This is a genomic window from Cellulophaga sp. RHA19 (genome assembly GCF_002813425.1).
GTDB lineage: Bacteria > Bacteroidota > Bacteroidia > Flavobacteriales > Flavobacteriaceae > Cellulophaga.
The window spans coordinates 873,577-884,224 of the sequence record NZ_PHUL01000001.1 but is presented as its reverse complement, the minus strand read 5'-3'; the positions used below and the strand labels follow the sequence as shown (position 1 = coordinate 884,224).

Genomic DNA, 10,648 nt, shown 5'->3' with positions numbered 1-10,648 from the left:
ATGAAATACACCACTCTTAAAGGTTTAAAATGTTATTAAAAACAAAAAACCCCGCACAAAGTGCAGGGTTCTAAAATAAAGTATATGGTAACTTATTTTTTCTCTTCTAGCTTGTCATTAGAATCATCGTCTTTAGATGCATCTTTAAATTCTTTAATTCCGCTTCCTAAACCACGCATTAATTCAGGTATTTTTTTACCTCCAAAAAGTAATAAAACCGCAACAACTATAAGTGCTATAGATGCACCACCTGGTATGGCTAACATAATATTTGATGAAATCATAATAATAAATTTTGAATAACAAAGGTAATAAAAAGTAACTATAACAATGTTAATATTAGTAATAGAATTACTTTTTGTGTTTATACAGAATGTTTTAGGGCTATTTAACTTAATTTTGATACTTAGAACCCTTTTTTTGTTAGGGTAATAAAATTCTAAAGTTTATATTTGTTTGTTATGGCAAAGGATAATAAAAAAAGAAAGGAGATTAAACGTAAGCTTTTAAACAAGTATCGTTTGGTTATTCTAAACGAAGATACTTTTGAAGAAAAAATATCCTTTAAGCTTAGTAGGCTTAATGTTTTTGTTTTAGGGTGGATTTCTACTTTTGTATTAATTGCATTAACAACTGTACTTATAGCTTTTACTCCGTTAAGAGAATATATACCAGGTTACTCTTCTACTAAATTAAAAAAGCAAGCTACAGAATTAACATATAAAACAGACTCGCTAGTAAATGTTTTAAATTATACCAATAAGTATTTATCTAACATACGTATGGTCTTAAGCGGTGATGTTGCCAATAATAAAATGAATAGGGACTCGCTTTTTGAGCAAGTAAAAATAGATCCTAGCACAGTAGATCTTAGTCCTATTAAAGAAGACCTAAATTTAAGAGCACAAGTTGCATTAGAAGATAAATACAATTTATTTGGTAATACAAAAACAGAATCTTCTTTGGTGTTATTTTCACCTGTAAGTGGAACAATTTCACAGGGATATGATAAGGATAAAAAACACTTTGCGGTAGATGTTGTTGCACCAAAAGACAGTCCTATAAAATCTGTTGCACAAGGAACCGTGATATTTGCAGATTGGACTACAGAAACAGGTTACGTAATAATTATAGAGCATAAAGACAATCTTTTGTCTGTTTACAAACACAATAGCGCTTTACATAAAACTCAGGGAGAAATTGTAAAAGCAGGTGAAGTTATTGCAACCATAGGTAATACAGGAGAATTAACCACTGGACCACATTTACATTTTGAATTGTGGAGCAATGGCACCTCTGTGAATCCTACTAATTATATAGATTTTAAATAATTAAGTTATGTCTTTAAAATCTTTTGCAGCAAAAATTTTTGCTAAAAGAATAGTAGCTAAAAACGCTAAGTGGATTTCTAACCCTGTAGAAACTCAAGAGAAAGTGTTTAAGCAGTTAATAGAAAAGGCTTCCAATACTAAGTTTGGTAAAGACCATAATTTTAAGTCTATTAAAACACATAAAGACTTTGTTAAAAATGTGCCTGTAAGAGATTATGAGGCATTAAAAAATTATGTTGACGAGGTTGTGGCTGGTAATGCAGATGTACTTTGGCCCGGCAAACCTTCGTATTTTGCAAAAACATCTGGGACTACATCAGGAGCAAAATACATACCTATAACAAAAGAATCTATCAAATACCAGATTGAAGCATCTAGAGATGCTATTTTAAGTTATATTCATGAAACAGGCGAAGCAGATTTTGTAGATGGTAGAATGATATTTTTACAGGGAAGCCCTATTTTACAAGAGAAAAATGGAGTAAAACTAGGTCGTTTATCAGGTATTTCTGCGCATTATGTGCCAAAGTATTTGCAGCGTAACAGACTGCCAAGTTGGGATACCAATTGTATTGAAGATTGGGAAACCAAAGTAAATAAAATTGTAGAGGAAACTAAAGATGAAAATATGAGCGTAATTGCTGGTATACCATCTTGGGTGCAAATGTATTTTGAAAAATTACAAGCGGATACAGGTAAAAAGGTGGGCGAGTTGTTTAAAGGTTTTCAGCTTTTTATTTATGGAGGTGTAAACTATGAACCTTACCGTGCAAAATTTGAGAATTTAATTGGTCGTAAGGTAGACAGTATAGAGCTTTTTCCTGCAAGTGAAGGCTTTTTTGCATACCAGAATTCTCAGCAAGAAAACGGAATGCTATTACTTTTAAATTCAGGCATATTTTATGAGTTTATAAAGGCTGATGATTTTTATGAAGATAATGCAGAACGCATCACACTAAAAGACGTAAAAATAGGAGTAAATTATGTAATGATTATTTCTACAAATGCCGGTTTATGGGGTATAACCTAGGAGATACCGTTCAGTTTATTTCTACAAAACCTTATAAAGTAATTGTTTCAGGAAGAATAAAACATTTTATATCTGCCTTTGGTGAACATGTTATAGCTAAAGAAGTAGAACAGGCAATACAAGCAGCAATTAAAGCAACCGATGCCAGAATTAATGAGTTTACAGTTGCGCCACAAACAATTACAAGTGATAATGAGTTGCCTTACCATGAGTGGTTTGTAGAGTTTGAAAAAGAGCCAAGTGATATGAGTTTGTTTATTGAAATAATAGATGAATCTTTACAAAAACAGAATAGTTATTATTTTGATCTAATTGACGGAAAGGTGCTGCAAACCTTAAAAATAGCAAAAGTGCAGAAAGACGGATTTAAAAATTATATGGTAAGTATTGGTAAGTTTGGAGGTCAAAATAAAGTACAACGTTTATCTAACGATAGAAAATTGGCTGAAGGATTGAAAGAATTTACTGTAAACTAACGTATCTACCTTAACAATATAGTGTTAATTTATGTAGATTTGCAATGAAGAAGAAATATGAATAAGATAATAAATACAACCAGAGCACAGGAGTCTACAAATGCCATAGAGCGTTTGTATATAACAATGAGACACTTGTTTAATAGAGGATTTTACAAGCCAATGGGTGTTTCAGGAGAAACACTTCGTAATGCATTGTTACAACTACGACCAGAGATTTATGGTTCTGTAGGAGAAGAAAAATCAGAATTAAACGGTTTAACATACGTTTTAGAACGTCTTCCAGAGGGGATAGAACAGTGTAGATACATAAATTTAACTTCAGATGAAGGTTATGGAGAATCTCACTTTAAAGCTATAATTCCTGCGAAAAGAAGAAGAGATTGTTACCGTATAGATGAAGATCAAATGAATATTGTAATTACCAGAGGAAGATCTGATATTTATGATATTCTAACACACTTAACTTTTTTGTTTATAGAGTCCGAAAAGATATGCAAACGTGTATTAATTGAAGATACAAAGAAAACAATAAGAGATTGGACTAAGTTAGAAACGGCTTTAGAGTCTGATGAGTTATCACAAGCAGAGTTAGAAGTAGCATTAAGTTACACTGCAAATATACTGGGAAGATCTTTTGTAGAGGTTAAAGCAATGCACCAAGTATTTGCTACAAAAGAAAACCCAGAAAAGTTTTTACGCACCATTTACTGGATGGGTAAACTTGCTATAGAAGAAGAAACATTAGGTGATAAAAGAATAATTACATTTAGTCCTGTTTTACGTGAGCGTTTAGGTCATCATATTCACGGAGATTTATGGGCATTAACCATTAAAGAGACTTTAGAAGCAAACGGAATTTTACACAGACCAATACACATTATTAGTGCAAATATGCACAGTGTAATGAACTCTTTATTTGCTAAAAAAGCATTGGCTAAAGAGTATCCAAACTCAAAAGATAGTTTAGAAATTTACGAAGATTTAAGTAAGTCTAAAAATGATAAACTAAGGGCTAAAGTTACAGCTTACGCTAAGAAAAACGGAATGATTTCTTTGAACGATACATCTGGAACAAATATTGATGTACAGATTTTTGATTCGGCTAAATTTGGAGATAAAGCATGTTGTTTTGATCTTCCAAAAGGATTAAAAGACGATGAAAAACCCGTTATTTTTGTAATGGATTATGCATTTGGAGAACAGGCTTACGAAACTATAGATGAGTTGCTAAAACCTTATGAAAAAGAAGGGGTTAAGGAGTTTTTAAATGTTGAGTCGGTCTCTATCATGGGTAAAGCCGGAATTTTAGAAGGTGGTAAGGGCGATATCATGATTGCTACTGCTCATATTTTTGAAGGAACAGCAGACAACTACCCTTTTAAAAATGAACTTTCTGCAGCCGATTTTGAGGGGCACGGATTAAAGGTTTTAGAGGGTACAATGGTAACCGTTTTAGGTACGTCATTGCAAAATAAAAATATATTACAATTCTTTAAAGATTCTACTTGGGGTGTTATTGGTTTAGAAATGGAAGGAGTTCATTACCAAAAAGCAATTCAGGCTGCATCTAAAATACGCAAAAGTATTAAAGAAGATGTTAAAGTGCGTTATGCATACTATGCTTCAGATAATCCTTTAGAAACAGGGAGTACATTGGCGTCAGGAGGTTTAGGCACAACGGGAGTTAAGCCAACTTATTTAATTACAGATAAAATTTTAAAACAATTATTTAATTCATAATAATGAGTAACAACCAGCAACCACAACAATCCTCAGAGGAGATAGATTTAGGTCAGTTATTTCAGCTAATAGGAAATGCTTTTAAAAAATTATTTGCTTTTATAGCAAGTATATTTAAAGGAATTTTTCACTTTATAATGTTGTTTTTACTATTTATTCAAAAGCACTTTATAAAGTTTGTAATAGCAGGAATATTAGGTATTGGTTTGGGTATATTTTTGGATATCAAAAATGACCAAAAATACATTTCTAGTATGGTAGTAGAGCCTAATTTTAATAGTGTGCAACAGCTATACAATAATGTTAGTTTTTACAATGAACTGGCTAAAGCAGAGGACTCTATTACTTTAGCTAACGCACTTAAAATTACAACAGGTGAAGCTGCTAGTATCAAAAAGTTTGAAATAGAATCCTATTCAGACGAAAATCAGAAAGTTTTATTATTTGATAAGTTTATCAGAGAGTTAGATTCTACAACCGTTAAGAACTTAGATTTTGAAGCTTACTTAGAAAACTTTAATACGTTTGATGCTCGCTTTCACAAAATAAACTTAGTTAGTACAAACAGCACAGTTGCTAAAAAGGCACAACCAGCTATTGTTAAATCTATTTCTAGTAATACTTATTTTAAAGGACAGAAGGCTACAAATGATAAAAATATCAATTTTCAAGAGGAAATATACAATCAGCAATTAAATGAAATTATTTCGCTTCAAGAACTGTATAAAGATGTAATGGTTAAAGAAGCCTCTAAAGAAATAGGGGGTACTAATATTAGTTTGGCTGATAATGGGAGTGGAACAAATAAAGAGATTGAGCTTTTAAAGGAGCGAGACGAATTGAAGCAAAAAATAGTAGCTTTGAATCTAGAAAAGGCCAATAAAGCTACGATTCTTAATGTAATTTCTGATTTTCCAACAAGGGGATCCAAGTTAGGTGGAATTGAAAATCAATATAAGTTTTTGTTGCCTATATTGTTAGTATCCATATTGTTAGTGTTTTTGTTGTTGCTGGAACTAAATAAAGTATTAAAAAAATACACAAAAAAATAATGAATATATTAATAACTGGCGGAGCAGGTTTTATAGGGTCTCATGTAGTTAGGAAATTTGTTCAGTCATACCCCAAATATCATATCTATAACCTAGATGCCTTAACGTATGCTGGTAATTTAGAGAATTTATCAGATATAGAAGATTCTTCTAATTATACTTTTTTAAAGGGTGATATTACAGATGAGAACTTTATTCAAAATATATTCAAAAAATATAATTTTGATGGAGTTGTACATTTAGCTGCAGAGTCGCACGTAGACAGGTCTATTACAGATCCTATGGCCTTTGTGAAAACAAATGTGATTGGAACAGTAAATTTACTTAATGCAGCCAGAGATTGTTGGAAAATTGACTTAGAAAGTAAACGATTTTATCACATAAGTACAGATGAAGTGTACGGTGCGTTAGGAGAATCTGGTTTATTTACAGAGTCCACTGCTTATGATCCTAATTCGCCATATTCAGCATCAAAAGCAAGTTCAGACCACTTTGTAAGAGCATACGGAGAAACGTACAAGTTACCTTATGTAATTACCAATTGCTCTAACAATTATGGGCCAAATCATTTTCCTGAAAAGCTAATTCCATTATTTATTAATAACATAATTCATAAAAATAAATTGCCAATTTATGGAGATGGTAATTATACTAGAGATTGGCTCTACGTTGTAGATCACGCAAGAGCTATAGATTTGGTTTTTCATAAAGGCAAAAATGCAGAAACGTATAATATAGGTGGATTTAACGAATGGAAAAATATCGATTTAGTAAAACTATTGTGCAAGCAGATGGACTCTAAATTGAATAGACCTATTGGTGAGAGTGAAAAATTGATTACTTACGTTAAAGATAGGCCTGGGCACGATTTACGGTATGCTATAGATGCTTCAAAAATTAATAAAGAATTAGGTTGGAAACCATCTGTAACATTTGAAGAGGGCTTAGAAAAAACAATTGATTGGTATTTGCAAAACGAAGAATGGCTAAAAAGTGTTACATCTGGTAACTATCAAGAGTACTATAAAAAACAATACAATTAAATAATAACGGTTATGAAGGGTATTATATTGGCAGGGGGATCAGGGACAAGATTGCATCCGCTTACATTAAGTGTAAGCAAACAATTAATGCCTATTTATGATAAACCAATGATTTATTATCCGCTATCTACACTAATGTATGCAGGTATTAAAGATATCTTAATTATATCTACACCTAAAGATTTAACTTTATTTAAAGATTTATTGGGTGATGGTATTAAGTATGGCTGTAATTTTCAGTATGCCGTTCAGGAAAACCCTAGTGGTTTAGCTGAAGCTTTTATTATAGGAGAAGAATTTATAGGTGATGATAAAGTAGCTCTTGTTTTAGGGGACAATATTTTTTATGGTTCAGGTTTAGCTAAGTTATTACAATCTAATAATGACCCTGATGGAGGAATAATATATGCTTACAGAGTGCATGATCCAGAGCGTTATGGCGTGGTTCAGTTTAATGAAGAGGGTAAAGCCATTAGTATAGAAGAAAAACCGTTGAAGCCTAAGTCTAATTATGCGGTTCCAGGTATTTATTTCTATGACAATACTGTTGTGGAAATTGCTAAAAACATAAAGCCAAGTAAGCGTGGCGAGTTAGAAATTACTGATGTTAATAAAGCATATTTAGAAAAAGGTAAATTAAGTGTAAGTATTTTAGATCGTGGTACGGCTTGGTTAGATACAGGTACTTTTCAGTCCTTAATGCAAGCATCACAATTTGTAGAGGTTATAGAAGAGCGTCAGGGGCTAAAAATAGGTGCAATTGAAGCTGCTGCTTATGAAATGGGATACATTGATAAAAATCAATTTATAGCCTTAGCAGAACCATTATTAAAAAGCGGTTATGGGAAAAATCTTTTAGGAATATTAAATAAAGGTTAAAGTGATAAAGAAAATTTGTTGCATTGGGGCAGGATATGTTGGTGGGCCAACAATGTCTATTATAGCTCAAAAATGTCCAGAAATAGAGATTACAGTTGTCGATTTAAATCAGAAACGAATAGATCAATGGAATGATGCAGATGTATCTAATATTCCTATTTATGAACCTGGTTTGTCCAATGTAGTTGCTGAGGCAAGAGGAAGAAACTTGTTTTTTGACACAGACATTGATAAAGCTATTGACGAGGCAGATATGATTTTTATTTCTGTAAACACACCAACAAAAACCTATGGTAAGGGTAAAGGTATGGCGGCCGATTTAAAATATATTGAATTGTGTGCAAGGCAAATAGCACGCGTAGCTACGTCTGATAAAATTGTGGTTGAAAAGTCGACCTTACCTGTTAGAACAGCGCAAGCAATTAAAAATATATTAGACCACACTGGTAACGATGTTAATTTTGAAATACTCTCAAATCCTGAGTTTTTAGCGGAAGGGACGGCTGTTTCAGATTTAACCAATCCAGATAGAGTTTTAATAGGAGGACAACAAGAAACTGAAAAAGGAAAACAAGCAGTAAAAGCTTTGGTAGATGTTTATGCTCACTGGGTGCCTAAAGATAAAATTTTAACAACCAACTTATGGTCTTCAGAATTATCTAAACTAACAGCAAACGCCTTTTTAGCACAACGAGTGTCTTCTATAAATGCAATGAGTGAGCTATGTGAAATTACAGGGGCAGATGTAGATGAAGTCGCTAAGGCAATAGGAATGGATAGTCGTATTGGCCCAAAATTTCTAAAATCGTCAGTCGGTTTTGGTGGTTCTTGTTTTCAGAAAGATATTTTAAACTTGGTATATATAGCCAAATCTTATGGTTTAAGCGAAGTAGCAGATTATTGGGAGCAAGTAATTCTATTAAATGACCATCAAAAAAGAAGGTTTGCACATAATATTGTTAAAACACTTTATAACACAGTTTCAGATAAGAAAATTACGTTTTTGGGCTGGGCATTTAAAAAAGATACAAACGACACTAGAGAGTCTCCTGCAATATACGTTGCAGAGGAATTATTGTTAGAACAAGCCAAAATATCAGTTTGGGACCCTAAGGTAAAAGATGTGCAAATTTATACAGATATTAATGCATTAGGTTCTATTGAAGCCGATGAGGTAAATAATAGGTTAGACGTCAGTGGTAATGCATATGAAGCTTGTAAAGACTCGCACGCTATTGCTATTTTAACAGAATGGGAAGAGTTTAGCATCTATGATTGGCAACGTATTTATGATAATATGCACAAACCAGCCTTTGTTTTTGACGGTAGAGGTGTTTTAGATAAAAATAAACTTCAGGAAATTGGTTTTGTGTATTACAGAATAGGAGAGGGCAACCTTTAATAAAGTAAACAGGAATTATGAAAATTACAAAGACTAATTTAGATGGTTGCTTAGTTTTAGAGCCAACAGTTTTTAATGATGATAGAGGTTATTTTTTTGAGAGTTTTAATGTTAATCGATTTGATGATGCAGTAGGTCATAAAATCAACTTTGTACAGGATAATCAATCTTTTTCCTCTAAAGGCGTTGTAAGAGCGTTACATTATCAATTAGGGGAATATGCTCAAGCAAAACTTGTACGTGTGCTAAACGGAGTTGTTTTGGACGTAGCGGTTGATTTGAGAGAAGGTTCTAAGACTTTTGGAAAACATTTCTCAATAGAATTATCAGCAGAAAATAAAAAACAATTGTTTATTCCTAGGGGATTTGCACACGGTTTTTCTGTATTAAGTGATACTGCAGAGTTTTTTTATAAATGTGATAATTATTATAACAAGCAAGCAGAGGGAGGTATAATATACAGTGATTCAACTTTAAATATTGATTGGAAGCTCCATAAAGAGCAAATTAAAGTTTCAGAAAAAGATTTAGAATTACCAACATTAAAAAATGCAAAACTTTAGATGTCTAATAAAACTTTAAAAATATTAGTTACAGGTGCAAATGGTCAATTAGGTAAGTGTATCTATGATGTTGCTAAAGGTTACCCTGAATATAGTTTTCATTTTAAATCTTCAAAAGATTTAGATATTACGGATAATGAAGCGCTTCAAAAACTATTTATAAAAGAGAAATATAATTATTGCATTAACAGTGCTGCGTATACGGCAGTAGATAAAGCGGAGAGTAATAAAGAAGCCGCTTTTTTAGTTAATGCGAAAGCTGTTAAGTTTTTAGCTGAAGTTTGTAAAAAAACAGAAACTACTTTTATTCACATTTCTACTGATTTTGTTTTTGATGGAACAAAAACATCACCTTACACAGAAACGGATACGCCAAACCCCATAAATGTTTATGGAGAATCTAAATTAAAGGGAGAGGAATATATACAAGAGATATTAAGTGAGTATTTTATAATTAGAACTTCATGGGTTTACTCTGAATATGGTAATAATTTTGTGAAGACAATGTTGCGTTTAGGTAAGGAAAGAGAAGAATTAAGTGTTGTAAATGACCAAATTGGATCGCCAACATATGCAGGAGATTTAGCTAATGTTATTTTAAAAATTATTGAGACTAGATCTGTAAATTACGGATTGTATCATTATAGTAATGAGGGAGAAATAAGTTGGTTTGATTTTGCGAAAGAAATTTTTAGAATTAATAATATAAATATTAAACTTTCTCCTATCAAATCAGAAGAATACCCTACTCCAGCTAAGAGACCAAATAATAGCGTAATGGTAAATAAAAAAGCTATGGAGCAATTAGATTTAATTGTTTATGATATGTTGGAATCGTTAACTAAAAATTTAAAAAATAAATGAAATATCTTTGTTTTTATTATTAGTGAATTGTGTAAGTGTTGATTAACACTGCCTGTCTTTAACGAAAGAAAGAGAACCTAAAGATGATGTTGTATATTTGTTAGTGGATATTACCATTTTAAAGGATGATGTTTTTAGAATTTACTATATCACCAGAAGGTGACAAAATATATGAAGATAAAAGGTACTTAGAGACAGAGATATTAGGCTCAAAAAAAAGCAGGTAGTTTAATTTGAGTTCCCTAAAGTTGTATGTCTTCAAAAC

The 10,648-nt window shown here is 32.0% G+C and carries 9 protein-coding genes and 1 pseudogene; 9 read left to right on the top strand and 1 reads right to left on the bottom strand.

The features are described from left to right. Positions 1–92: 92 nt before the first annotated feature. On the bottom strand, positions 93–284 hold the full coding sequence (locus AX016_RS03950; RefSeq protein ID WP_013620918.1) for a twin-arginine translocase TatA/TatE family subunit: 192 nt from the start codon (positions 282–284) through the stop codon (positions 93–95). Positions 285–461: 177 nt separating this feature from the next. Between AX016_RS03950 and AX016_RS03945 the strand changes: the two genes are divergently transcribed. The 9 genes and pseudogenes from AX016_RS03945 (at position 462) to rfbD (ending at position 10,383) form a co-directional block, all read left to right on the top strand. Further along, the gene (locus tag AX016_RS03945; RefSeq protein WP_100894374.1) at positions 462–1,331 is read left to right on the top strand and encodes a M23 family metallopeptidase; all 870 of its coding nucleotides are present in this window, start codon (positions 462–464) and stop codon (positions 1,329–1,331) included. Positions 1,332–1,338: 7 nt separating this feature from the next. After that, positions 1,339–2,837: pseudogene (locus AX016_RS03940) on the top strand (GH3 family domain-containing protein). Between the two features lie 57 nt (positions 2,838–2,894). Further along, positions 2,895–4,580 (top strand): DUF6909 family protein, encoded by a 1,686-nt coding sequence (locus AX016_RS03935; protein ID WP_100894373.1) that lies wholly within the window; start codon positions 2,895–2,897, stop codon positions 4,578–4,580. 2 nt (positions 4,581–4,582) lie between these two features. After that, positions 4,583–5,632 carry a hypothetical protein gene (locus tag AX016_RS03930; RefSeq protein ID WP_100894372.1) on the top strand — a complete coding sequence of 350 codons (1,050 nt, stop codon included), beginning with the start codon at positions 4,583–4,585 and terminating at the stop codon, positions 5,630–5,632. Further along, positions 5,632–6,675: a dTDP-glucose 4,6-dehydratase gene (gene rfbB, locus AX016_RS03925; RefSeq protein WP_198519401.1), complete on the top strand. Its 1,044-nt coding sequence runs from the start codon at positions 5,632–5,634 to the stop codon at positions 6,673–6,675. The genes AX016_RS03930 and rfbB overlap by 1 nt, the downstream gene beginning before the upstream one ends. A gap of 12 nt (positions 6,676–6,687) precedes the next feature. Beyond that, positions 6,688–7,554 (top strand): glucose-1-phosphate thymidylyltransferase RfbA, encoded by an 867-nt coding sequence (rfbA, locus tag AX016_RS03920; protein ID WP_100894370.1) that lies wholly within the window; start codon positions 6,688–6,690, stop codon positions 7,552–7,554. 52 nt (positions 7,555–7,606) lie between these two features. Next, a complete protein-coding gene (locus AX016_RS03915; RefSeq protein ID WP_232732654.1) occupies positions 7,607–8,956 on the top strand; it encodes a nucleotide sugar dehydrogenase in 1,350 nt (449 codons plus the stop codon). Between the two features lie 17 nt (positions 8,957–8,973). After that, on the top strand, positions 8,974–9,519 hold the full coding sequence (gene rfbC / locus AX016_RS03910; protein WP_100894368.1) for a dTDP-4-dehydrorhamnose 3,5-epimerase: 546 nt from the start codon (positions 8,974–8,976) through the stop codon (positions 9,517–9,519). Next, the gene (gene rfbD, locus AX016_RS03905; RefSeq protein WP_100894367.1) at positions 9,520–10,383 is read left to right on the top strand and encodes a dTDP-4-dehydrorhamnose reductase; all 864 of its coding nucleotides are present in this window, start codon (positions 9,520–9,522) and stop codon (positions 10,381–10,383) included. Positions 10,384–10,648 lie beyond the last annotated feature (265 nt).

Excerpts from the sequence above, each read along its gene's own strand:
- AX016_RS03950 (WP_013620918.1), bottom strand. The coding sequence starts at position 284 with ATGATTTCATCAAATATTATGTTAGCCATACCAGGTGGTGCATCTATA.
- AX016_RS03945 (WP_100894374.1), top strand. The coding sequence starts at position 462 with ATGGCAAAGGATAATAAAAAAAGAAAGGAGATTAAACGTAAGCTTTTA.
- AX016_RS03935 (WP_100894373.1), top strand. The coding sequence starts at position 2,895 with ATGAATAAGATAATAAATACAACCAGAGCACAGGAGTCTACAAATGCC.
- AX016_RS03930 (WP_100894372.1), top strand. The coding sequence starts at position 4,583 with ATGAGTAACAACCAGCAACCACAACAATCCTCAGAGGAGATAGATTTA.
- rfbB (WP_198519401.1), top strand. The coding sequence starts at position 5,632 with ATGAATATATTAATAACTGGCGGAGCAGGTTTTATAGGGTCTCATGTA.
- rfbA (WP_100894370.1), top strand. The coding sequence starts at position 6,688 with ATGAAGGGTATTATATTGGCAGGGGGATCAGGGACAAGATTGCATCCG.
- AX016_RS03915 (WP_232732654.1), top strand. The coding sequence starts at position 7,607 with ATGTCTATTATAGCTCAAAAATGTCCAGAAATAGAGATTACAGTTGTC.
- rfbC (WP_100894368.1), top strand. The coding sequence starts at position 8,974 with ATGAAAATTACAAAGACTAATTTAGATGGTTGCTTAGTTTTAGAGCCA.
- rfbD (WP_100894367.1), top strand. The coding sequence starts at position 9,520 with ATGTCTAATAAAACTTTAAAAATATTAGTTACAGGTGCAAATGGTCAA.